We start from the raw sequence: 21,035 nt of genomic DNA, 5'->3' as shown, positions 1-21,035 counted from the left end.
ATTAGGCAAGCGGAATAGCTTGCCTGCGCGGCCATATCCGGCAAAAAGCCGGGCGAAACGACGGAGACGGCCTTGGACGAGACGCTGCAACGCTACCGCGAGAGCATCGACAATATCGACGCGGCGCTGGTTTTCATGCTCGCGGAGCGATTCAAGGTCACACAGGCGGTGGGCCAATATAAGGCGACCCATGCCCTGCCCCCCGCCGATCCGGGCCGCGAGGAACGGCAGATCGCGCGCCTGCGGCAACTGGCGCTGGACGCGAAGCTGGACCCGGATTTTACGGAGAAATTCCTGCGCTTCATCATCGATGAGGTGATCCGGCATCATGAGAGGATGCGGGAGGGATAGACGGCGCTTTGCCGGGCGGCGGCGACGCTGTTTGAGGGCGAAGTTGCGGAAGTTGCGGGTTGCGACGTGTTTTTGCCCGGAAGTCGCATGTTGGTCGCACAAAAGTCGCATGTAGGTCTCACCTAAGTCTCATCCACGTCGCACTTGCGTCTCATGTTGGTCTCACTTGCGTCGCATCCACGTCTCATTTGCGTCTCATGTAGGTCGTATGTCCGTCTCATCCGCGTCGCGCCTGCGTCGCAGCCGGGCCGCATCCGGAACAGGCTCCCGGTCATGGGCGTAGGGGAATGCAGGACGGGTCTGGCGTGCGGCTTCATGCGCGGCAGCGAAGCATGAACGCCGGGATGTAGGACAGGGGAATGGCAAGGCCCGCCGCGCAATGGCGGGGTTGTATCGCGACACTATCTTCCGTTCGGGCTGAGCTTGTCGAAGCCCTGTTCTTCTTGAACGGGGGAAGTGCAGCCCTTCGACAAGCTCAGGGCGAACGGCTTGGTGCGACCATTTATGGACGAAAATTGATGTGATGGCGTAAGTCAAAAGCGGTCGCTATTCTCGAGGAGAGCAGCGGGAGGTAGTCGTGTATCGGATCACATTGGAGTGCGATGGCGTGCCTGTCACGGCCGGTCAACAGGCGGCTCAGGACATCACCGAAGAGTTTCGGACGCATTACCATCATGAGAAGAATGTGATTTGTTGGTGGGATGGCAAAATGCTGCGGCTGGTATCGGAGAACGACTACGATCCCAAGAGCCTTAATCTAACTGACGAGTTTTCAGACGTTATCGCTGCATACATCGAACCGTTTGACGGGGACATTAGGTTAGTCAGCATCGAAACTATCGCTTGAACGACCGTAAGCTTTCCCTGTCGCCGCATCCGTAAGCCGCCAGTCCGCTATCCACCCCTTTCGTCATCCCTGCGCAGGCGGGGACCCAATGGGCCTTGGGCATGCAAGGCGTAAGAGGGGAGATGGGTTCCCGCCTGCGAGGGAATGACGGGATAAAAATTGAGGCAGGCAAGCCGCAGCACAAAAACTCACCCCGCAGGCAATCTTAGCCGCACCATCAACCCGCCCAGATCCTCGCTTTCCTCAAGCGTGACAGTTCCGCCGTAGATTTCGGCAACATCGCGCACGATGGCGAGGCCGAGGCCGGTGCCGGGCTTGCCGGAATCCAGCCGCGCGCCGCGGTCGAATATGCGGACGCGGTCGGCGGCGGGGATGCCTGCGCCGTCATCTTCTATCAGTATCTCCACCATATCGTCGGCGGGCGTGACGGTGGCGAACACGCTGCCGCCGCCATATTTTGCGGCATTTTCAATGAGGTTGCCGAGCAGTTCGTCCAAGTCCTGCCGCTCCACGCGGACGCTCGCTTCCTTGTCGCCATCCATGTCGATGCGGGCTTCGGGATAGAGCCGCCCGACGGCGCGCTCGACCGCCTGCAGGCTGGGCCAGACCTCCGCCCGGCTCTGCGCGGCACCTCGGCGGCCGACGGCGCGGGCGCGGGCGAGATGGTGGTCGACCTGCCGCCGCATCGTCGTCGCCTCTCGGATCACGGTGTCGCCAAGATCGGGCGACTGCGCCGTGGCGGCGTTCATGATGACAGTCAGCGGCGTTTTCAGCGCATGGGCGAGGTTGCCCGCATGGGTCCGCGCCTCCTCCGCCTGCCGCTCATTATGGGCGAGCAGCGCGTTCAGTTCCTCGACCATCGGCAACACTTCGGCGGGCATCGGTTCGGTCACGCGGCTTTGCTGACCACCGCGCATACGCACGATTTCCTTGCGCACCTTGCGCAGCGGCAGGAGGCCGTAGACGGTCTGAACCCCGGCGAGAAAGATGAGGCCGAGCGCGAGCAGTGCGAAGCTTTCGAACAGGGTGGAGCGCAGCGCCGCGATCTGATCGTCCAGGCTGGAACGCGCCTGCGCGACCATGAAGGTCCAGCGGGACTGCGACCCCGGGAGGATGATCGTCCGCTCCATGACACGCAGGTCCTCGCCCGGAAACTGCTTGCTGTTATAGGCGTGGAAATCCCGGTCGATATGGTCGGCATTGACCTTCAACGCCCGGTCCCACAGCGAGCGGGAGCGCCAGTCCTCATGCCCCGGCGCGCTGATCTGATAATAAAGGCCGCTGTTCGGCTCCAGAAAGCGCTGGTCGGCAGGGGCGCGATTGAACAGCACCTCTCCATCAGGCCCGATTTCGGCCGAGGCGATCATCGCCGTCAGCACATAATTCATGCCGTCGTCGAAATTGCGGGTGATCGCATCCGCCAGCACCCGGTCCAGCGCCACGCCGCCGCCGATCAGCAGCACGCTGATCCACAGCGCGGCGATGCCGATCATCCGCCGGCTGAGCGAGCCGGTGGATTTGACGGGGGGATTTTCGACGGAATCGTTCATCAAGCCGTTCGTGTCGAGCGAAGTCGAGACACGCTGCGCCTAGTCCCCGTCCCTCGACTTCGCTCGGGACGAACGGGGAAAGGTGGGCGACTAATGCGCCGGTTCTTCCAGGCTGTAGCCGAGGCCGCGGATCGTGGTGATCACGTCCGGCCCCAGCTTCTTGCGGATGCGCGTGACGAACACTTCGATCGTGTTGGAATCGCGATCGAAATCCTGATCGTAAATATGTTCGATCAACTCGGTGCGGCTGACGACCTTGCCCTTGTGGTGGAGCAGGTAGGACAGGAGCTTATATTCCTGCGCGGTCAGCTTTACCGGCTCGCCGTTCAGCGTGACCTTGCCCGACCGGGTGTCGAGGCGCACGTCACCCGCGATCAGCTCGCTCGACGCATTGCCGGAAGCGCGGCGGATGAGGGCGCGCAGACGGGCGATCAGTTCCTCGCTCTGGAACGGCTTGGCGAGATAATCGTCGGCGCCCGCATCAAGCCCCGCCACCTTGTCCGACCAGCTATCGCGCGCCGTCAGGACGAGCACGGGGAAGGTCTTGCCCTCCTTGCGCCAGCGGTCGAGCACGGTCAGGCCGTCAATCTCCGGCAGGCCAAGGTCCAGGACGATGGCGTCGTAATTTTCCGTCGAGCCGAGGAAATGGCCATCCTCTCCGTCCGTCGCCAGGTCGACGGCATAGCCCGCCCCCATCAGCGTGGATTTCAATTGCTGGCCCAGACTGGGCTCATCCTCAACGATCAGCAGCCGCATATGGCCCCTTTTCCTTCAATTTTCACCGGTTCCGCGTCAGCGCGCCCGGCCTATGATATCGCCCGTGCGCCCGTCCACATCAATCCAGACAACCTGGCCGTCCTTCACATATTTGAGGCGGTAGCGGTTATTTGGCAAGAATTCCGGTCCCAGATAGGTGGCGTCACCCATGGCGGCGTCCGCCCTGCGCTTCAGGATGGAAAAGGGCATGATCTGCCCGTCCAGCATCGCGCGGCGCGCTTCATCCTGCTCATCGCGGCGGCCGAGCGCATCCGCCTGCGGCGACACCGCAGTCAGGAAAAGGCCGGCGAAGAAACCGCCAATCAGGAGTTTTCCGGGCATGGACATGGTGAATGGCATAGCCGCGCGGCATTGAACAGGTGGTGAATGGAGCATTGCGCGGGTTGGGTGGTGAGTTTAGCCGACCCGATCCCAACCCCATCATCCCCGCGAAGGATCAAGAAATGCCTCCGTTCGGGCTGAGCTTGTCGAAGCCCTGCACTTCCTTTTCGAAACTACCAAAGAAAGTACGGCCCTTCGACAAGCTCAGGGCGAACGGAAAAAGAGGCCGGCCTTCTTACGAAGGCTCCACGTTCGCGGGGATGACGGTTCTTTCGCTACTTCTCCAGCGCGTATTGCACGGTCAGCGTTACGGACGCCGAAACCTGGCCCGGCTCGATCGGCGTCGAGGCGGCGGCGTCGGCCTTGAAGCTGCGCACCATCATCGGCATGGGCGGATTGCCGCCACTGTTGCTCTCCGAGATGGAAAGCAGGCGCGCGGACCGGTATCCGGCCGCCTGCGCGTAGAAATCGGCCTGCGCCCTGGCGGACTTGAGCGCGGCCCCGCGCGCCTGCACCAGCAGCGGCGCGGGATCGTCGATGGCGAAGTTCGGCCCGCTGATCGTCGTCGCGCCCGCCTCCACCATGCGGTCGAGAAGATCGCCGACCTTCTTCACATCGCGCAGCGTGACCGAAAGCTGGTTCGACGCCTCATAACCGATGAATTTCGGCGGGGCCTGCGTCCCGTCCGGGTTGCGCGGGCTGTAGTCGAACTGCGCGTTCAGGCGCACGCCGCTGGTCTGGATGTCCTTCTTCGCAATCCCGGCTTTCGACAGGGCGGCAATCAGCGCGGTCATTTGCTGCGCATTATCCGCCATCGCCTGCTTCGCGGTCGGGGCGCGGGTCTCTACGCCGGTGCCGACATTGACGACATCGGGCGCGGCCTCCACGCTTTCCGTGACGTTCAGCGTCACGACCGGTCCCTGATCAGCGATGTTGACGCTGGTCTGCGCCATCGCGGCGACCGGAATGGCGGCGCCCAGCGCCGCGGTGCAAAGGGCGAATGCGGCCAGTTTCATGTTCATCGACTCCTTACAGGCTTCCAGCCGCCCGAACCCTCGACCGGCCGTGGAAGTTTCATTGCCATAGCGTCATGACGGCTGAATGGCGGCTGACCCGTCCTTGCAGCATTGCGAAAGCGAAGGGGAATGCGAGGGTGGTACTTGCCCCGCACCGGCCAAACGCCTAGCTGCTCCGGCATGGCGGCACCCATTCTCTCTTTCGAAAATCTCGGCCTTAATCAAGGCAGCCAGTGGCTGTTCAGGGGACTGGACATCTTCATCGGCCAGCGCGACCGGCTGGCGCTGATCGGGCGCAACGGCGCGGGCAAGACGACGCTGTTGAAACTGCTCGCGGGCAGCATAGAGGCGGATGAGGGCACGCGGTCGGTCCAGCCGGGCGCGCGCATCATCACGCTGGAACAGGACCCGGACGTCCGCCCCTTCGCAACGCTGCGCGACTTCACCCTGTCCGGCGACAACGCGCCGCCGCTGCACGAGATTGAGGCGATCGCCGACCAGCTCGGCATCGACCTGTCGCGCGAGGCGGCGACGGCGAGCGGCGGCGAACGGCGGCGGGCGGCGATCTGCCGGGCGCTGGCGAGTGAACCGGACCTGCTGCTGCTCGACGAGCCGACCAACCATCTGGACATTGCGGCGATCGACTGGCTGGAGAGCTGGCTCAACCGCTACACCGGCGCATTCGTCGTCATCAGCCATGACCGGACATTCCTGACGCGGCTGACGAAACAGACGCTGTGGCTGGACCGGGGCAGCATCCGCCGCAACGAGATCGGCTTTGGCGGATTCGAGGCGTGGATGGAGGCCGTCTATGCCGAGGAAGCGCGCGCGGCGGAAAAGCTGGACGCGAAGCTGAAGATCGAGGCGCACTGGCTGGAGCGCGGCGTCACCGCCCGGCGCAAGCGCAACCAGGGGCGATTGTCGAAGCTGTATGAGATGCGGGCCGAACGGGCGGCGATGGTCGGGCCGCAGGGCACGGCGAAGATCGCGGTGGCCAGCGACGGGTCAAAGACCAAGAGCGTCATCACCGCCGAGCATGCGGGCAAGAGTTTCGGAGACCGCACAGTCATTCGCGACTTCAGCCTGCGGGTGCGGCGCGGCGACCGGATCGGCCTGGTGGGCGGCAATGGCGCGGGCAAGACGACTTTGCTGAAGCTGCTGACCGGCGAGCTTGAGCCGGACAGCGGAACCGTCACCCTGTCCAAGACGCTGGACATGATTTTCATCGATCAGCAACGCAGCCTGATGGCCCCGGAAAAGCGGGTGCGCGAGGTGCTGGCCGAGGGCGGCGACTGGATCGACGTGCGCGGCGTACGCAAGCATGTGCACGGTTATCTGAAGGAATTTCTGTTCGATCCGTCGCTGGCCGAAGCGCGGATCGGGACGCTATCGGGCGGCGAGCGGTCGCGGCTGCTGTTCGCGCGGGAATTTGCGCGCGAGTCCAACCTGCTGGTGCTGGACGAGCCGACCAACGATCTGGACCTGGAGACGCTCGACCTGCTGCAGGAGGTGATTTCCGACTATGACGGCACTGTCCTGATCGTCAGCCATGACCGCGATTTCCTCGACCGGACGGTGACGGTGACGCTGGGCCTGGACGGGTCGGGCGACGTCGATATCGTGGTCGGCGGCTATGAGGACTGGGTGAAGCAGCGGCGGCAGCGGAATGCGCCCAAGACCGCCAAGAAGGCGGAGGCCGAACCCGTTGCGCCCGTAAGAACTCGGACGAAGCTGAGCTATAAGGACCAGCGCGATCTGGAAATGCTGCCCCGGCAGATTGAGGAGATCGAAGCGCGCATCGCGAAGGATGAGACGGCGCTGTCCGATCCCGAACTCTGCACGAAAAATCCCGGCCGGTTCGCCGCGCTCACCACGGCGATAGAGCAGGCCCGCGCAGAGAAGGACGCTGCGGAGGAGCGCTGGCTGGAGTTGGCCGAGAAGGCGGAGGGCATGGCGGGATAGAGGGGGAGGAAGCTGCTTTTCAGCCTGTTTGGACAGGTCAAAAACGTGGCATGTTCCTGCGAAGGCAGGAACCCAGTTGCAAGCTCCGAACTGGGCTCCTGCTTTCGCAGGAGCACACCCCCTCTGAACATGGCAAACCCTGTTCGATCGGCAAGCTAATCCGGTATCCGGTAAAATTCCGCCACCCTGTCCAGCGCGAGCGTGAGCACAAGCTTGCCTGCGCGGGCCGGCCAGCCCAGCGCCTTTTCGGCCGCCGCCAATCCTTCGGCGCAGGCGACACGCCACAGCACATCGGCAAGCCCCGGCCCGGCCATCGCGATCGCGCCGTCGAACCGGTTACGCGCTGACATTTGCGACAATGTTGGATCCGCCGCCGATGGGGCGCCACGGCGCGCTTTTGATAGCGGAGCCGCGTCCCACCGCATCGTTATCCGTGGCCCCAGTCCGGCCTTCTCCCAGTCCAGCCGTATGGCTTCCCCTGCCAGGAACTGCCGATCGCTCAGTCTGCCGCGCGCATGAAGCCAGGAGAGCGGAGATTCACCCAGATTGACCCGAACATGTTGCGGTTGCCCCTGCTGATCCTGCACGCTGCGTTCCACATGCTGCGCCGATTGGGTCATATCGTCCGTCCTTTCCATCCGCCGCAGATCGCTTGCCACGCCCGGCAAAATGTAGGAAAGAATAAAAACCATATGGGTTATGGAGATCATCATGATCACACGTATCCGTGACATGCGCAAAGCCAAGGGGCTGACGCTTGAGCAGGTCGCCGAACGATGCGATCCCCCCACCACCGCGCAGACCATCGGACGGCTGGAGACCGGCACCCGCACCGTTTCGGTCAACTGGCTGAACCGCATCGCCGCCGCGCTTGAAGTGACCGCCGCCGATCTGGTGGACATGCCTGGTCAGGAATCGCTGCCCGTGGCGGCATTATTGGGTCAGGAGGGCGCGAAGGCCCCTACCCAGCCGCTGATGATGGCGCCGCCGCTCCCCGCGCCCGATATGGTGGGTGTCCGGTTGGCGACGTCGCTGGGCGAATATCGCGCGGGCGACGAATTGTGGTGCGAGAAGCTTGCGCCGGACAGCTATGGCTCCGCGCTCAATCGCGACATGCTGGTGCCCCGCCCCGGTGGCCGGTTCCTGTTCGGCCGGCTGATCGGGCGGGAGGGCGACAAGCTGCAGCTTCTGCCGCTCGAAGCAGGTTCGCGCCAACAGGTGGTGAACGATCCACCATGGGCTGCGGTGGTGTCCCGGCTGGTCCGCCGGTTGTAGAAAATCGCCATGACAGGACGCATGGGCACGGCTTGTTGCGTTTGCGCATCTAACGCTCGTTGATCCACGCTGGTATAGCTCACCCCATGACGCTTCACGTCCTCATGCTCTCCACCCTGTTCCCGGATGTGAGCAGACCCAATTTCGGTGTATTCGTCGAACGGCAGGCGCGCGAGCTGGCGGGAAGGCCGGGTGTCGAAATGACGGTGGTCGCGCCGATCGGCATTCCGCCCTGGCCCCTGTCCATGGCCGCGCCGTACAAGGAGCTGCGCTACATTCCGCGCATGGAGTTCTGGCGCGACCTGACGGTCTATCGCCCACGCTTTACCGTGATCCCCAAGGTCAGCGGCGCGATGAACGTGGCCTTCATGACCCGCGCCATCCTGCCGCTGGTACGCAAGCTGCACCGGCAGAAGCCGTTCGACGTCATCGACGCCAGCTTCTTCTATCCCGACGGACCGGTTGCCGCGCGGATCGCGAAGAAGCTGGGCATTCCCTTCTCCGTCAAGGCGCGCGGGGCCGACATCCATTATTGGGGCAAGCTGCCCTCCACCCGGCGGGCGGTGCTGAAGGCGGCGGATGCAGCGGCGGGCCTGCTTGCCGTGTCCGAGACGATGCGCCGGTCCATGATCTCGCTCGGCATGGATGGCGAGCGCATACGGGTCCATTATACCGGGGTTGATCTTGACCGGTTCCAGCCCGGCGACAGCGCCTCCGCCAAGGAGAGTTTTCAGCTTTCCGGCCCCGTGGTGCTGAGCGTTGGCGCGCTGATACCGCGCAAGGGGCAGGAGCTGCTGATCCGGGCGCTGAAACATCTGCCGGACGTCACCCTGATGCTGGTGGGTCAGGGATCGCACAGGCGCAGCTATGAGCAGCTTGCGGAGGCGGAGGGTGTGTCGAACCGCGTCGGCTTCCTTGGCGCGGTATCGCATGACCAACTGCCGCGCCTGTTCGCCGCCGCCGATGTGATGGCTTTGCCCTCCGCGTCCGAGGGGCTGGCCAATGCCTGGGTCGAGGCGCTGGCCTGCGGGCGGCCGATCGTCATCAGCGATGTCGGCGGCGCGCGCGAACTGATGGACCGGCCGGAAGCGGGCCATATCGTGGACCGCGAACCGGAGGCGATTGCGCTGGCGATCCGATCCCTGATCGATAATCCGCCCGATCCGGCGGCCGTGCGGGAAACGGCGCTCCGCTTCACCTGGCAGGCGAATGGCGATGGGCTGCTGGAGCATTTGCAGGGGATTGCGGGGAAGGGTTGAGCCGTCTCCGTTCGCCCTGAGCGAAGTCGAAGGGCAACGCTGAACGCAGTGAAGCGCCTTCGTTACACTGAGGCGAACCCTTCGACTTCGCTCAGGGCGAACGGATCTAGTTGAGGCTCAACCTCAAAGCGGCATCAACGCCGCGACGATCCACCGCTGCTCAGCGCGCAGCACGCCCCAGGCGCGAGCGGCGGCGCGGCTGTCCATCACGTCGACGCCAATGCCCCGCTCTTCCATCGCCCGCACGAAAGCGCGGGGCGGCTGGATGAGGCCGCCGCCCGTGCCCAGCAGCATGAATTCCGGCGCCGGATCGATATCGCATAGGGAGCCGAGCGCGCCCGGCGTCAACGCCTCCACCGCCGGGCAATCCTCCCACGGCAGGGCGCTTTCCGGCGTCAACAGCAGGCCGCCGGGAAACACGGTGTCGCGTATCCGGAAACCCCGCCCCGAAAAACCGGTGACGATCGGTCCCGCAGGCGCTTCGTCGCGGTTCAGTTCCATGCCGCTTATGGCTGCGCGCCGTCGTCCGCGGTCCGCGCCGTGACCCGCTCGCCCTGCCCGGCGATCCCCTTGGCCGACTTCTTGTCGGTCAACTGGGGCTTCAGGCCGAGCGTGATGAGCAGAGAGGAGGACACATAGACCGAGGAATAGGTGCCGACCACGATGCCGAGCATCATCGCGGCCGTGAAGCCGCGCAGCACATGGCCGCCAAAGATCAGCAGCGCGGCCAGCGCCAGCATCACCGTAACCGAGGTCATCACCGTGCGCGGCAGCGTTTCGTTGACGGACAGGTCGATCAGCCCCTTCATGTCCATCTTGCGATATTTGCGCATATTTTCGCGAATACGGTCGTCGATCACCATCTTGTCGTTGATCGAGTAACCAACGATCGTCAGCACCGCCGCGACGATGTTCAGGTCGAACTCCAGTTGCGTGACCGCGAAGAAGCCGAGCGTCATCAGCACGTCGTGCATGATCGCGACGAAGGTGGAGACGCCGAACTGCCATTCATACCGGAACCAGGAGAAGATCGCGATGCCAATCACCGCCAGCATCACGGCCAGGATGCCGTTTTGGATCAGCTCCCCCGAAACCTTGCCCGACACCGTGTCGTAGCGCGAAAAGACAACGCCCGGATATTCGGCCGTCATCGCCTTGCGCACCTTCTCCACCACCAGGTTGGATGCGCCCGCGCCGCCCTGATCAGGGACCGGCAGGCGGATCGACACCGTCTTGGGATCGCCAAACTGCTGCAGCGAGCTTTCGCCCACGTTCAACCGCTCAATGCTGGAGCGCACCTTGTCCAGATGCGGCGCTTCGGCGAACTTCGCCTCGATCATCAGACCGCCGACGAAATCGACGCCGAGATTGAGGTGCTTCACGCCCACCGCGCCGACCGCCAGCACCGTCAGCAGCGCCGTCAGGCCAAACGCCCAGTGCCGGATCGCGACGAAACCGATATTGGTGTCGTCCGGCACGATGCGCATGATGCCCATCTTGATGTCGGCCGGGCGTTCCTTGCGCAGCCAGTGGGCGGCGAGCATGCGGGTGAAGGTGACAGCCGTGAACACCGAGGTCGCGATGCCGATCAGCAGAACGATCGCGAAGCCCTTCACCGGACCGGAGCCGAGCGCGAGCATGATGCCGCCGGCAATGGCGTGGGTGACGTTCGCCTCAAAGATGGTGCGGCTGGCTTCCTTATAGCCGAACTCGACCGCCTGAACGACGCCCCTGCCCCTCCGCCGCTCCTCGCGGATACGCTCGTAGATCAGCACGTTGGCGTCCACCGCCGTACCAATAGTCAGCACGAAACCGGCGATACCCGGCAAGGTCAGGGTCGCGTTCAGCAGGCCCATGACGCCCAGGATGACGAAGATGTTTATGACCACCGCCAGGTTCGCATAGACGCCGAACCGGCCGTAGCTGAGGAACATGAAGATGATGACCGCCCCGGCCGCAATGGCGGAGGCGAGGATGCCCGCCCGGATCGAGTCCGCGCCAAGCTGCGGCCCGACCGTCCGTTCCTCAACCACCGTCAGCGCGACGGGCAGCTTGCCCGAACGCAGGGCGATAGCGAGCTGGTTGGCGCTCTCCACCGTGAAATTGCCGGAAATCTGCGCGGAGCCGCCCAGGATCGGCTCATTAATATTGGGCGCGGACAGCACCTTGCCGTCGAGGATGATGGCGAAGGGGCGGTTGACATTTTCCGACGTCACCCGGCCGAACTTGCGGCCGCCAGCGCTGTTGAAGGTGATGGAGACGACCGGCGTGTTGCTTTGCTGCTCATAGGTCTGCTGCGCGTCGATCAGGTCCTCGCCGCTGACCATGACCTGCCGCCTGACGGCGATGACCGGCGGACCGCCGCGATTGTCGGGATAGGGCAGAATTTCGCTGCCCACCGGCGCGCGGCCCTGCGCCACCTCCGCTGGATTGGCGGCATAGTCGACCAGCTTGAATTCCAGCTTCGCGGTCTGGCCCAGCAAGTCCTTCAGCGCCTTGGGGTCCTGAAGGCCCGGCACCTGCACAACGATGCGGTTCGAACCCTGGCGAATGATCGTCGGTTCGCGCGTGCCCATTTCGTCGATGCGCTTGCGGATCACGTCCGTCGCGACATCCATCGAATCATTGATCGCCTTGTCGATCCCCGCCTGGGTCGGCGTAATGACGATGGTGTTGCCATCCACAACCTCGACATTGAAGTCGCGCTGGCCGGTCATCCCCGCACCCTGCGTCAGCGGGCGTAAACGCTCCACGGCAGCGTCGACCTGGCTGTTGTCGCGCACCATGAAGCTGAGCTTGCCGTCCTTGCGCGAGATATCGCCGATGGCGATCCGAGGCTGGTCACGGCGGAGCGCGGTGCGGACCTGCTCCTCCATATTCTCGACGCGCTGCTTGGCCACATCGTCGGGATTGGCCTCCAGCAGCAAATGGCTGCCGCCGGACAGGTCGAGGCCCAGATTGACCCGCGTCTGCATGGCCGCGGGCAGTTTCGACACGATGCGGTCGGGCAGGAAGCTCGGCACGGCGAACAATACGCCCAGAGCCAGAGTCAATATGATCAGCGCCACTTTCCAGCGCGGGAAGACGAGCATGGCGGGTCTTTCGTCTCTGGCGTTCAGTCGTTGGCGGGCTTGGCCGACATCGGGTCAAGCACGTCGGTCAGCGTCGACTTGACCGCCTTCACCTTCATGCCAGCGGCCAGCTCCACATCGACATAAAATTCGTCAACGCGCACCACCTTGCCCACCAGGCCGCCGCCGGTGATGACCTGATCGCCCTTCTTCACTGCGTCGATCTTCGCCTTCTGATCCTTCATCCGCTTCTGCTGCGGACGGATGAGCAGGAAGTAGAATACCGCGAAAATGAGGACCAGCGGCGCGACCTGCGCAATGAAGGCGCCGGAAGAAGCGGATGCGCCCGCGGTCTGAGCAAAGGCAGGGGTTGAGAACATGGAGAAACTTTCGATGCCATGGGCGTTATGGGCGCGTCTGCACCCTTTGCCGTCAAGGGCGCGCGGCTAACACAAAGCAGGGCCGGGTGGCAACAGCATTGGGCGGATCGCGGGGATAAGGGGATTGCGGTCATGCCGTCCCACAGACCCGGCCAGCCTTATGGCGCATGGGTGAATTCATTGAAAATTAACCATGTATTCCTACATGGAGAGGGCGTTCGCGGATTGCGCGGATGGAGGCGGCCCCGAACCGGGGACCGGAAGGCGGCATATGCGCCGCCCGCCCAAGCCGCCGCCCATGCGAACCCTGTATAGTTTTCCGATTTTTGCTGGCGGACCGAAACGCCGCCCCGAAGGACCAGATTGATATGAACAGCCAAGCCATTTCCACCATCGGCCATCTGAAGCCGCTGTCCAGCCGCGCCTTGCGCCCCGCAGCGCGCCGCCATTCGCCCACCCTGTCGGGAAGCGAGTTGCGCAAGATCGTCGCCGACATGATCGGCTGACATCTTCGTCAGCCATCCTCTCGCGGGATTTCCGCTCTTGAAGGATTCCAGGCCATGCCGGGCGATCGCCCCGCATGGCTTTTTCATGCCCGGCGTCCAGGTCGCCGATTGATGCTGCCAAGGCCCTTGCATGTGACAAGACATCCGCCTAAATGCCGCCCTCCGGTCGGGGCGTAGCGCAGCCTGGTAGCGCATCACACTGGGGGTGTGGGGGTCGGAGGTTCGAATCCTCTCGCCCCGACCAATTCTCAATTTGCGGAATTTCGGCCCCGTCGCCCTCATTGGAGGGTGGCGGCGGGCTGAACATTTCAACAAGCATATCAAATGGTTGCCGGTATTCCGCTCGCAAATCGCCATACTGCCAAATGCAGTTCGATAGTACGAAATTCAGCAGTCTGCGCTTCTCGACAGAGGCTTTCGATTCGAACAGCCTGTGGGCCTTACGGGCAAGAGTAAGGAGCGCGACCCCTTCGTCCATATACGTGCTACTCGCCTCCAGATGACGGGTCATGTCACGCTGGCAACGATCGATCTCGTCGCGCCACTGGACCGACATTCGGCGGTAGAAGTCGTCGCTGACGGTCCCATCAAGCTTGTCGACGTAAACGCCTTCCAGTCGGTTCCGTAGCCGGTCGATCTCGGCACGAAGGCGAGCCACTGCCTCGTCGTGGTCACGTTTCTCAACGGAGTAGCCGTCGCGAAGCGCCTTGACGATAAGGTCATACACGTCCTCATCAAACCGCAACCGCGCCAGAATGGTCGCGAATTGCTCTTCGAGAACTTCTTCCCGGACAAAACGCTCCGGGCATTTCCCGTGATACCCCGTGCAATGATAATAGATGTATTTGCCCTTCTTAATCTCGGCGGTCAGCGCGCAACCGCAGTGCCCACACGAGATCAGACCGGTGAATGCAAAATCCTTGACCCCGCCCCCGGTCCTGGCGTGGCGGACATTGTTTCTACCGTCGAGAATGTCCTGAGCGCACTGCCACAGGTCGAGGCTGACCAAAGCTTGATGGCTACCCTTGTAAATCTTGCCCAACCATTCGAAGTCGCCCGTATAGAGACGACTGCGCAGGATTTTATGCACGGTGCTGACCGGAACAGAACGTCCGCTCTTGCGATAGACAAGTCCGGCGCCGCGGGCCATCGCGCCGATTTCCTTCAGGGAATAGTTGCCTGTAGCATACCACTCGAACATGCGGGCGATGATCGGCCCTTGATCAGGATCGACCACGATGACCTTCTTGCCGTCGGGTTCAGCGACGTTCCGGTATCCGAACGGCGCGGCGCTCGGCCAAAGGCCTTGCTCTGCCTTTTCCAGCATCCCCTTGCGGACCTCTTCGGAGAGATTGTCGATGTAGTTCTTCGCCATCAGCACTTTGATGCCGTGCATGAATTTTTCCGACGACCGAGATTCCCGCGACAGGACAATGCCCTCCTTCACGAGGTGGATCTCGGCTTCCAGTTCGTCGATCGTGACCCAATCCTTGAGATTGCGGTAGAGCCGGTCGGTTTTCTCGACCAGAACAGTGTTGATCACTTTGCGCTTTCGCAGGAACCGGATCATCTCGTTAAAGCTGGTCCGGCCGCTTTGCTTGGCCGTTTCGACATCAATATATTCACCTGCGACGACGAATCCATTGGCGACGGCGTGTTCGCGCAGCAGCTTGAGTTGGGCAGGAATCGAAAAGCCCTCGCGCTCTTGCTCGCGTGACGAAACCCGGGCGTAGATGACCGCCTTGGGCGTCTGCATGTCTTCGCGCTTCGCCCGAGCTTTCGACCTCGCCGTTGCCATGTCGATATTTCCTTCCAGTTGCAGGCACCTCGCGCCCGTCACTCACCAGGCCATTGCTCTTGCGACGCTCAGGGACTGCGCGGGATTGGCGACAAGCTCCCACGGCATCACAAGTCCGTCGGTGACGGTATCGAAAACCGATACGGGCTCAATCAACGGGTGAGGATCAATGACGTTAGCAACCTTCTTGCGCGAGCTGAAATGTGGCCTTCCAAACCAAATCGGTTGCTCGACCATAACGACGACGTGCGATCAACGACAGTATCAGTCGTCTGATCCGGGAATTTTACTGATCGCCGGTCCATCTTCATGGCCAGTCTTGGCGCTCGCATGATCCCACTCGTGCAGGGTCGAAAAGAAGCCCACAAGGTTCTCGAGAATCTGGCGGCCGTCTTCGTGCGTCAGTTGCCGATCGGTTCGCTTCTGGAACACCCTACAGGCTTCTTCTACGATCTCGTCGGAGAAGCGCCGGCTATGGCGCACTGGCTGATCAGAACAGCGGTTGTCCCGATACGGTGGAACCGACCGCGTCACTGGGACGCCTGCTTGCTGCGGTAAAGACTGATCAGGACACCGCGCACCTCGACGCCCACTTCTTCTGCCCCGACTCCCCTTCCCCTTCCATGGTCGAACTCGGGCAGACCTTGAGATTGCCCGAAACCATATGTCAGACACAATCCGAACAATAATCGTCCGGCGTAAATATGGGGAACCAGGTCGCCGGAGCACGCAGCATGCATGAGAGGTTTCCAACAGAAACCCTGTCGAGCGGCCAAGAAGCACCCGGACTATACTTCGGCGCGAATATATCGAAACGATAAAAACGAGGTTGGCCAGCCTGAAGCCACTAAGATGGCGAATTTGACGGAAAAGTGGCTATTGCTCCAGCGAAAACAACTCAAGCTCATCGGCAAGCGGCCTCGCACCCATGACGCGAGACTGCCTGAAGATAGTCGAATTGCCGGACAACGCAGACCAGGGGGATCACCCGTTCAGCTTGTCCTTGACCGCCTTGGCAGCGGAGAAGGTCAGTTTCTTCGACGCAGCGATCTTGATCGTCTCGCCGGTGGCAGGACTACGGCCCTCGCGTGCAGCCGTGTGCTTCACCTTGAACTTGCCGAACCCATTCAACGCGATCTCATCACCCTTGGCGGCGGCATCCGCAATGGCGCCGAACACCGAATCAACGATCTTTTTGGCATCGGCCTTGGTGATCTCATTGGCGGCGGCAATTTGGTCAACGAGGTCGGAATTGTTCATGACATGCTCTCCATTCGAGGGTTGGGGTCTGTAGAAAATGAGTGGGTAGGGTAGTCAGCCTTTAGCCGCAGCGAGGGATAACTTCTTGCGCGGCGCGCTGGCCTTCTTGGCAGGAGCTGGCGCTCGGACTGCCGCAGTCTTGACCTTGCCAGGCTTCCGTCCGAGCCCGATCTTCTTGGCCAGCGCGCGTCGCTTTTCGGCATAATTCGGGGCGACCATCGGATAGTCGGCGGGCAGCTTCCATTTGGCGCGATACTGCTGGGGTGTCATCTGATAGTGCGTCATCAGATGCCGCTTCAGCATCTTGAGTTGCTTCCCGTCTTCCAGGCAGACGATGTAGTCCGGCTTGACGGAGCGCTTCACCGCGATTGCAGGTTCCTGTGCGACCGTTTCGGGCTCATCTGTCGTTCCCAGACCAGCCAGCGACGCATGGACGCTGGCAATCAGGTTAGCCAAATCGCTGATCGCGACACTGTTGTTGCCGACGTGCGCGGAAACGATGTCGGCAGTGAGCGTGAGAAGGTTGATATCCTGATCCGACTGCGCTTCCATGGATATCCTTCCGATGAGAAATGGGGTGAGAAGAACTGAACAACGGATTATCGTTTCAGGCACCAATTGCAAATGCGTCGGCATCGCCCACAAACAGCCTGATAGGTCTGGGACGACTGGTGCCGCGAATAAATCATGCGGGAGCCTGCGGAACGATAGCGGCGGGAACAGCGCCGCCTCGGCTCAGCCGTGCGAGATAGCCCTCCATCAATGCAGTAGCGGCGCCGCTGAGGCTGACAAGGACTCTGCGCCCATCGCGAGGGTCCTTCTCCCGGACCACTATGCCGGCCTTCGCCAAGAGCTTGACCCAGCGAATCGCAGTGCTGTGCGGCACGCGCGCGGCATGGGCGAGACTCGATGTCGGCACGCGCTCGCCCCGTGCGGCGGCGCTGTAGAGGTCGAGCAATATATCCCAGGCTGGGTCGGCGAACAGGCCAGGCCCGAACGTCTCCTCACGCAGACGCCGCGCCTTGAGCCACCAACGGACGATAGCGAGACCAGAGTCGCGAAGGGCAAGCTCACCGGTTTCCGGATAGGCTCCTGCAAGGACATGTTCGGGCCGTGCAGTCGAGCTTGGTTCATCACGGCCATCGTTCACCGCCGATGCCTTGGGCGACAATAGCCGGAGATCCCCGAGACTCTGGAGAGGAGCCACTGAAGCACCGGTTCGCCACATGCCATTGCGTTCGTTGCAGACGACGTGTTTCCAGGCATGTGTGGCTCTCCTTGGGATGGTTGAATTCTGGTGGCGGGCTTACGGTCAATGCGCGCGGAAATCCGTTACACGGAGCTTGTGCAAATATGCTAGTGCGTCGCATTAGTGATAAAAATGCGGATTCCTCCGTTTCGGTCAGGGTTCGCTAGCGCAGTTGCGGAAACGCCGATTCAGATCCTTCGCCCAGGTCAGAACCCAGGCTGCGGCGCATGTCGGCGATGGTGTGGTTGACTATGAACTCGAGCAAATGACATTCGAGTTCATGAAGATTGCCAGCGAGGAGCTGGGGCGGGAAGGCCTTGCCGTGCGCCTTGAACAGCATGGGGATGAGAATGGTACAGGGCGGCATTCCAAGTGCGGTCACGCAGCGCAAATGATCGTCAATCCGGGTCCTGGGATTGCCGGACTCGATCTCGCGGATCCAACTCACGCTGAGACCGGCCCGCTTCGCGAGTTTGGGTTGGGTAAGTCCCTGGCGTCTGCGTTCATCCTCTATTCTCCGGCCTGACATCTGCTTGATTTCGGCAAGCGAAGATTCGTCCGGACCGGATGCCACGCTTTCGTGCGACATCGCCCACTCCTGACTACTGAATCTGGCCCGCCACGGCAGTACGACAGTCGAGGATTGGTGTTTCATACACAATTGGTCAACGCCAATTGTGGCCATTATTGCCCGATCGGGGAAAGCTCTGATCGTCGGACGCGTAATGTCTTGCCGACCTTCAGGCAGTCGCCGGCCTGAACGAGCATCTCGTCATAGGCTGTCATGATGGCTTCGGGCGATGCCAGACGAAATTGCTTCAGCGCGACAATGAAGAGCCGCGAGTTGAGTGCAGCAGGGCCTCGCCGCTGTGCCGCGGGGCCGAGCCGGTCTGCGAGTCTGGAAGTCGCCTCCGTCAGCGAGAGCGGCGCGCCTACAAAACAAACCCTTTCGCCGGCCAGGCCGGATTCCCTCAAGGTTTTCAGGTCGTCAGCGATGATACGCGTATCGACACACTCCAGATGGAGGAGTGCGCAGTAGAGCGTATTGCCGAAGGGAAGCAGCTCATTGACAAGATGGCCGAGCCGGCAATGGCAGTCGAGGAATAGCTCGACCCCGGCGGGTGACAGTTTCAGTTTGAAGGTACGCGATACCCTTCCCACTGCGCGATTCGCCCCTTTCCATCAAGTCGAGCCGATCGATCATTCCTCCTGACGGCCCTGACGCCGACCTCAAATACAACGAATTAGTAACCAAAAGCGTAACTCGCTGGCGCTTGTCAGAATGACGCAGCCACAGCGCCAAGACAATGGCCTGGCCCTTGCTCATTTGAAGTCAAAAACACCATTCCTGCCGCCACACAGCGCAGTCGATGCGGGTCAGGTTCCCTACCCGGGCTGTTCGCTCACAGGCAGGAGGCAGTCCATGTTCCTATGGGGATCTACAGGTTTGAGCATTGCAGTGCTGGCACTTGGCGCCAGCACTGCAAATGCCCATCCCGCCCCGCATGGAACGCCGACGCCCACCGCGCAGCAGCCGCGACCTCGTCTTGTTGTCGTAGAGCGCGAGGGCGGCTTCGTAATCCGCTGCGAAACCCGGCGCGGCCCGCAGAACCCCGACTTTCCCCGAGGTGCGATCCCGGCCCGTTCAATCCCATTGGGCTCCAGCATCCGCATCGATCGGGCGGCACTCCCCCATTCCAACCAGAAGGATAATGACCATGGCGAAATTCGCTAAGCTGCGGCGACTGCCGTTGATCACCTGCGCCCTCGCGGCACTCCTGGGCGGCACTGCAGCACTGGCCGCACCCGATCAGGACGGCAAGACCGAGACCAAGCTGCTCACCGAAGCCGCAGAAGCCGCGCAAGCCCAGCTCCGCCAGAGCTTCACCAACCTGCAATTCGAGGAGTTCGGCCCCGCGCCGGTCAAGGGCACGATCTATCAGGCGGTCGCGGGCGGACGCATCATCTATTATGCCCCGGCAAGCGAGCATATCCTGTTCGCCACCGTCTATGATCGCAACGGCATCAACGTCACCGCGCTGACGCAGGAAGCGAGCACGGCGAAGCGCCTGAAGCTGATCGATCCGGACAAGGCGCTGGCGATCGGTCCCACGGGCGCGCCCGATGTGATCGAGTTCACCGATCCTGACTGCCCTTATTGCCGGGCGCTCGACAAGTTCTGGACGGCCAAGGCCGCTGAAGGCAAACCGGTCCACCGTCTCGTCTATTTCGTGAGCGGCATCCATCCGCAGGCAGCCGCCAAGGCCGAACACATATTGTGCTCGGCGGACAAGGAAGCCGCATTTCGCGCGATCTACGCCGGCGCCGCCCCCAAAGCCCTCGAAAAATGTGCTGCAGGTGCGGCACGGGTCGCAGAGGACGCCGAGATTGTCCGCAAGCTCGGCATTGGCGGCACGCCGACGCTGATCGTCGATGGCAAGCTCGTCTCAGGCTTCCAGCAGGCCGAGCTCGAAGCCTTTCTCGATGGCGGCAAGGCGAGTGCCAATGCCGCGAAGTGAGGCGCCTATCCCATCTGGCGGACGCCTGAGTTCCTTCGCGGGACCATGCGGACCGGAATGCCGGCGCACGCGGCCCGTCAGGAGCCGCCCACCGCGCGCGTCGGCCGACAGCGATCATCCATCGATGCCGGCAGGCAGTGTCCCGGGAGGTTCCACGAGCATGGAGCATAAGCATATGATCAAGAAGATTGGCAACCAGGCTGTTGCCATCGCCAATGTCGGCGTCCCTTTGGCCCTCCTGGCCATGGTGAGCGGCGGAGCCCACGCCTTCACCGCGCCAGCGGCGGGCGATCTCGGCTACGACATTTACGACATCGTCGTGAACAAGGGCGTCAAGGGCCCGCTCGGCTTCGTCGGCGGCGTCGCGGCCTTTCTGTTCGGCGTCTCGCGACTGTTTTCCAACATCATGGTGGGCATCCCGACGATCGTCGCGGCGGTCGCCCTGATCAAGTCGGATTCGATCCTGCAGACCTTCGGGATGGTGATCTGAACCCCTTGGGAGTCAGCCGGTCGCCTGAGTGGACCCGCCGCCGGTGAGACCCCCGACACGCTGGAGGCCGATGGTCGGCCTTCGGAAATGACCCCTGGTGACGGGTGTCATGAAGCAGGAGGAGAAGGGCTTTGGACGAGCGTCTGCCCCAGTATCTGCACGGCCCGGTCCAGATCCTCTGGTTCGGCTCGGACGAGTTCGTACTGGTCATGTCGACCATCTTCGTCGCCGCGATCGTCGGCGGGCTGGTCGGCTGGGTGCTCATCTGCGCCCTTCTCCTTTTCATTCCGTGGAAGCGCAGCAAGCCGCGCGGTTTCCTGCCCCACCTCGCCTGGCGCTGGGGGCTGGTGCGCTTCCGTCATTATCCGGGTCCTACCCAGACCCGCTTCTTCGAGTGAGGCCGA

The 21,035-nt window shown here is 62.4% G+C and carries 24 protein-coding genes, 1 tRNA gene and 1 pseudogene; 11 read left to right on the top strand and 15 right to left on the bottom strand.

The window, feature by feature from the left end; all coding sequences use genetic code 11:
* Positions 1–72 precede the first annotated feature (72 nt).
* Both KFK14_RS10120 and KFK14_RS10115 read left to right on the top strand, forming a co-directional pair.
* Entirely contained in the window at positions 73–351 is a 279-nt protein-coding gene (locus KFK14_RS10120; protein WP_070151178.1) for a chorismate mutase, read from the top strand.
* A gap of 577 nt (positions 352–928) precedes the next feature.
* On the top strand, positions 929–1,198 hold the full coding sequence (locus KFK14_RS10115) for a hypothetical protein (protein WP_212610692.1): 270 nt from the start codon (positions 929–931) through the stop codon (positions 1,196–1,198).
* A gap of 188 nt (positions 1,199–1,386) precedes the next feature.
* On the opposite strand, the gene KFK14_RS10110 is transcribed toward KFK14_RS10115, so the two are convergent.
* The 4 genes from KFK14_RS10110 to KFK14_RS10095 all read right to left on the bottom strand — a co-directional run bounded on the left by KFK14_RS10110 (position 1,387) and on the right by KFK14_RS10095 (position 4,862).
* Positions 1,387–2,691, bottom strand: a complete 1,305-nt coding sequence (locus tag KFK14_RS10110; RefSeq protein WP_212611109.1) for a sensor histidine kinase — start codon at positions 2,689–2,691, stop codon at positions 1,387–1,389.
* A gap of 147 nt (positions 2,692–2,838) precedes the next feature.
* Positions 2,839–3,504: a response regulator transcription factor gene (locus KFK14_RS10105; RefSeq protein WP_070151174.1), complete on the bottom strand. Its 666-nt coding sequence runs from the start codon at positions 3,502–3,504 to the stop codon at positions 2,839–2,841.
* A 36-nt stretch (positions 3,505–3,540) separates the two neighbouring features.
* Positions 3,541–3,852 carry a hypothetical protein gene (locus KFK14_RS10100; RefSeq protein WP_070151415.1) on the bottom strand — a complete coding sequence of 104 codons (312 nt, stop codon included), beginning with the start codon at positions 3,850–3,852 and terminating at the stop codon, positions 3,541–3,543.
* A 269-nt stretch (positions 3,853–4,121) separates the two neighbouring features.
* Entirely contained in the window at positions 4,122–4,862 is a 741-nt protein-coding gene (locus KFK14_RS10095; RefSeq protein WP_212610691.1) for an SIMPL domain-containing protein, read from the bottom strand.
* A 180-nt stretch (positions 4,863–5,042) separates the two neighbouring features.
* Between KFK14_RS10095 and KFK14_RS10090 the strand changes: the two genes are divergently transcribed.
* Positions 5,043–6,824, top strand: coding sequence for an ABC-F family ATP-binding cassette domain-containing protein (locus KFK14_RS10090; RefSeq protein ID WP_212610690.1), 1,782 nt, complete (start codon positions 5,043–5,045; stop codon positions 6,822–6,824).
* 155 nt (positions 6,825–6,979) lie between these two features.
* Here the strand turns inward: KFK14_RS10090 and KFK14_RS10085 are convergent, their stop codons facing one another.
* Positions 6,980–7,444, bottom strand: a complete 465-nt coding sequence (locus tag KFK14_RS10085; protein WP_212611108.1) for a DUF6456 domain-containing protein — start codon at positions 7,442–7,444, stop codon at positions 6,980–6,982.
* Between the two features lie 91 nt (positions 7,445–7,535).
* Between KFK14_RS10085 and KFK14_RS10080 the strand changes: the two genes are divergently transcribed.
* Positions 7,536–8,099: a helix-turn-helix domain-containing protein gene (locus tag KFK14_RS10080; protein ID WP_070151409.1), complete on the top strand. Its 564-nt coding sequence runs from the start codon at positions 7,536–7,538 to the stop codon at positions 8,097–8,099.
* An 86-nt stretch (positions 8,100–8,185) separates the two neighbouring features.
* A complete protein-coding gene (locus KFK14_RS10075) occupies positions 8,186–9,358 on the top strand; it encodes a glycosyltransferase (protein WP_212610689.1) in 1,173 nt (390 codons plus the stop codon).
* A gap of 123 nt (positions 9,359–9,481) precedes the next feature.
* Here the strand turns inward: KFK14_RS10075 and KFK14_RS10070 are convergent, their stop codons facing one another.
* From KFK14_RS10070 to yajC, 3 genes are all read right to left on the bottom strand, one after another.
* Complete coding sequence (locus KFK14_RS10070) at positions 9,482–9,790, bottom strand: MTH938/NDUFAF3 family protein (RefSeq protein WP_246525038.1); 309 nt, start codon at positions 9,788–9,790, stop codon at positions 9,482–9,484.
* A 74-nt stretch (positions 9,791–9,864) separates the two neighbouring features.
* Positions 9,865–12,450 carry a protein translocase subunit SecD gene (gene secD, locus KFK14_RS10065; protein WP_212610687.1) on the bottom strand — a complete coding sequence of 862 codons (2,586 nt, stop codon included), beginning with the start codon at positions 12,448–12,450 and terminating at the stop codon, positions 9,865–9,867.
* Between the two features lie 23 nt (positions 12,451–12,473).
* The gene (gene yajC / locus KFK14_RS10060; RefSeq protein ID WP_070151166.1) at positions 12,474–12,809 is read right to left on the bottom strand and encodes a preprotein translocase subunit YajC; all 336 of its coding nucleotides are present in this window, start codon (positions 12,807–12,809) and stop codon (positions 12,474–12,476) included.
* A 368-nt stretch (positions 12,810–13,177) separates the two neighbouring features.
* Between yajC and KFK14_RS10055 the strand changes: the two genes are divergently transcribed.
* The 3 genes from KFK14_RS10055 to KFK14_RS24215 all read left to right on the top strand — a co-directional run bounded on the left by KFK14_RS10055 (position 13,178) and on the right by KFK14_RS24215 (position 13,943).
* Entirely contained in the window at positions 13,178–13,315 is a 138-nt protein-coding gene (locus KFK14_RS10055; RefSeq protein WP_212610686.1) for a hypothetical protein, read from the top strand.
* 167 nt (positions 13,316–13,482) lie between these two features.
* Positions 13,483–13,559: transfer RNA gene (locus tag KFK14_RS10050), tRNA-Pro, on the top strand.
* Between the two features lie 255 nt (positions 13,560–13,814).
* The gene (locus KFK14_RS24215) at positions 13,815–13,943 is read left to right on the top strand and encodes a hypothetical protein (RefSeq protein WP_269454155.1); all 129 of its coding nucleotides are present in this window, start codon (positions 13,815–13,817) and stop codon (positions 13,941–13,943) included.
* A gap of 192 nt (positions 13,944–14,135) precedes the next feature.
* On the opposite strand, the pseudogene KFK14_RS24330 reads toward KFK14_RS24215, so the two are convergent.
* The 7 genes and pseudogenes from KFK14_RS24330 to KFK14_RS10010 form a co-directional block, all read right to left on the bottom strand.
* Positions 14,136–15,071: pseudogene (locus tag KFK14_RS24330) on the bottom strand (recombinase family protein); the annotation flags it as partial.
* A 306-nt stretch (positions 15,072–15,377) separates the two neighbouring features.
* Positions 15,378–15,647, bottom strand: coding sequence for a hypothetical protein (locus tag KFK14_RS10035; protein ID WP_066766979.1), 270 nt, complete (start codon positions 15,645–15,647; stop codon positions 15,378–15,380).
* Positions 15,648–16,097: 450 nt separating this feature from the next.
* Positions 16,098–16,373, bottom strand: a complete 276-nt coding sequence (locus KFK14_RS10030; RefSeq protein ID WP_066766969.1) for an HU family DNA-binding protein — start codon at positions 16,371–16,373, stop codon at positions 16,098–16,100.
* A gap of 54 nt (positions 16,374–16,427) precedes the next feature.
* Positions 16,428–16,925: a Ros/MucR family transcriptional regulator gene (locus KFK14_RS10025; protein WP_066766966.1), complete on the bottom strand. Its 498-nt coding sequence runs from the start codon at positions 16,923–16,925 to the stop codon at positions 16,428–16,430.
* Positions 16,926–17,058: 133 nt separating this feature from the next.
* Positions 17,059–17,523, bottom strand: coding sequence for a MarR family transcriptional regulator (locus KFK14_RS10020; protein ID WP_231736674.1), 465 nt, complete (start codon positions 17,521–17,523; stop codon positions 17,059–17,061).
* 262 nt (positions 17,524–17,785) lie between these two features.
* Entirely contained in the window at positions 17,786–18,211 is a 426-nt protein-coding gene (locus KFK14_RS10015) for a helix-turn-helix domain-containing protein (RefSeq protein ID WP_066766963.1), read from the bottom strand.
* A 95-nt stretch (positions 18,212–18,306) separates the two neighbouring features.
* Positions 18,307–18,783: a hypothetical protein gene (locus tag KFK14_RS10010; RefSeq protein ID WP_066766960.1), complete on the bottom strand. Its 477-nt coding sequence runs from the start codon at positions 18,781–18,783 to the stop codon at positions 18,307–18,309.
* 557 nt (positions 18,784–19,340) lie between these two features.
* Here KFK14_RS10010 and KFK14_RS10005 point away from each other — a divergent pair.
* The 3 genes from KFK14_RS10005 to KFK14_RS09995 all read left to right on the top strand — a co-directional run bounded on the left by KFK14_RS10005 (position 19,341) and on the right by KFK14_RS09995 (position 21,029).
* Positions 19,341–20,141: a DsbC family protein gene (locus KFK14_RS10005; RefSeq protein WP_066766957.1), complete on the top strand. Its 801-nt coding sequence runs from the start codon at positions 19,341–19,343 to the stop codon at positions 20,139–20,141.
* A 175-nt stretch (positions 20,142–20,316) separates the two neighbouring features.
* The gene (locus KFK14_RS10000) at positions 20,317–20,631 is read left to right on the top strand and encodes a hypothetical protein (protein WP_066766954.1); all 315 of its coding nucleotides are present in this window, start codon (positions 20,317–20,319) and stop codon (positions 20,629–20,631) included.
* Positions 20,632–20,762: 131 nt separating this feature from the next.
* Positions 20,763–21,029 carry a type IV conjugative transfer system protein TraL gene (locus KFK14_RS09995; RefSeq protein ID WP_066766951.1) on the top strand — a complete coding sequence of 89 codons (267 nt, stop codon included), beginning with the start codon at positions 20,763–20,765 and terminating at the stop codon, positions 21,027–21,029.
* The last annotated feature ends 6 nt before the right edge of the window (positions 21,030–21,035 follow it).

This window comes from Sphingobium phenoxybenzoativorans (assembly GCF_018286635.1).
GTDB classification, from domain to species: Bacteria; Pseudomonadota; Alphaproteobacteria; order Sphingomonadales; family Sphingomonadaceae; genus Sphingobium; species Sphingobium phenoxybenzoativorans.
Note: the sequence above shows the minus strand (reverse complement) of the source record. Positions and strands in the feature narration are given on the sequence as shown.

Coding starts and splice junctions, on each gene's coding strand:
- KFK14_RS10105 (WP_070151174.1), bottom strand. CDS start 3,504: ATGCGGCTGCTGATCGTTGAGGATGAGCCCAGTCTGGGCCAGCAATTG.
- KFK14_RS10080 (WP_070151409.1), top strand. CDS start 7,536: ATGATCACACGTATCCGTGACATGCGCAAAGCCAAGGGGCTGACGCTT.
- KFK14_RS10000 (WP_066766954.1), top strand. CDS start 20,317: ATGATCAAGAAGATTGGCAACCAGGCTGTTGCCATCGCCAATGTCGGC.
- KFK14_RS10110 (WP_212611109.1), bottom strand. CDS start 2,691: ATGATCGGCATCGCCGCGCTGTGGATCAGCGTGCTGCTGATCGGCGGC.
- KFK14_RS10090 (WP_212610690.1), top strand. CDS start 5,043: ATGGCGGCACCCATTCTCTCTTTCGAAAATCTCGGCCTTAATCAAGGC.
- KFK14_RS10025 (WP_066766966.1), bottom strand. CDS start 16,925: ATGGAAGCGCAGTCGGATCAGGATATCAACCTTCTCACGCTCACTGCC.
- KFK14_RS10015 (WP_066766963.1), bottom strand. CDS start 18,211: ATGTCGCACGAAAGCGTGGCATCCGGTCCGGACGAATCTTCGCTTGCC.
- yajC (WP_070151166.1), bottom strand. CDS start 12,809: ATGTTCTCAACCCCTGCCTTTGCTCAGACCGCGGGCGCATCCGCTTCT.
- KFK14_RS10005 (WP_066766957.1), top strand. CDS start 19,341: ATGGCGAAATTCGCTAAGCTGCGGCGACTGCCGTTGATCACCTGCGCC.
- KFK14_RS10075 (WP_212610689.1), top strand. CDS start 8,186: ATGACGCTTCACGTCCTCATGCTCTCCACCCTGTTCCCGGATGTGAGC.
- KFK14_RS24215 (WP_269454155.1), top strand. CDS start 13,815: ATGACGGGTCATGTCACGCTGGCAACGATCGATCTCGTCGCGCCACTG.
- secD (WP_212610687.1), bottom strand. CDS start 12,450: ATGCTCGTCTTCCCGCGCTGGAAAGTGGCGCTGATCATATTGACTCTG.
- KFK14_RS10030 (WP_066766969.1), bottom strand. CDS start 16,373: ATGAACAATTCCGACCTCGTTGACCAAATTGCCGCCGCCAATGAGATC.
- KFK14_RS10055 (WP_212610686.1), top strand. CDS start 13,178: ATGAACAGCCAAGCCATTTCCACCATCGGCCATCTGAAGCCGCTGTCC.
- KFK14_RS10100 (WP_070151415.1), bottom strand. CDS start 3,852: ATGTCCATGCCCGGAAAACTCCTGATTGGCGGTTTCTTCGCCGGCCTT.
- KFK14_RS10095 (WP_212610691.1), bottom strand. CDS start 4,862: ATGAAACTGGCCGCATTCGCCCTTTGCACCGCGGCGCTGGGCGCCGCC.
- KFK14_RS10085 (WP_212611108.1), bottom strand. CDS start 7,444: ATGACCCAATCGGCGCAGCATGTGGAACGCAGCGTGCAGGATCAGCAG.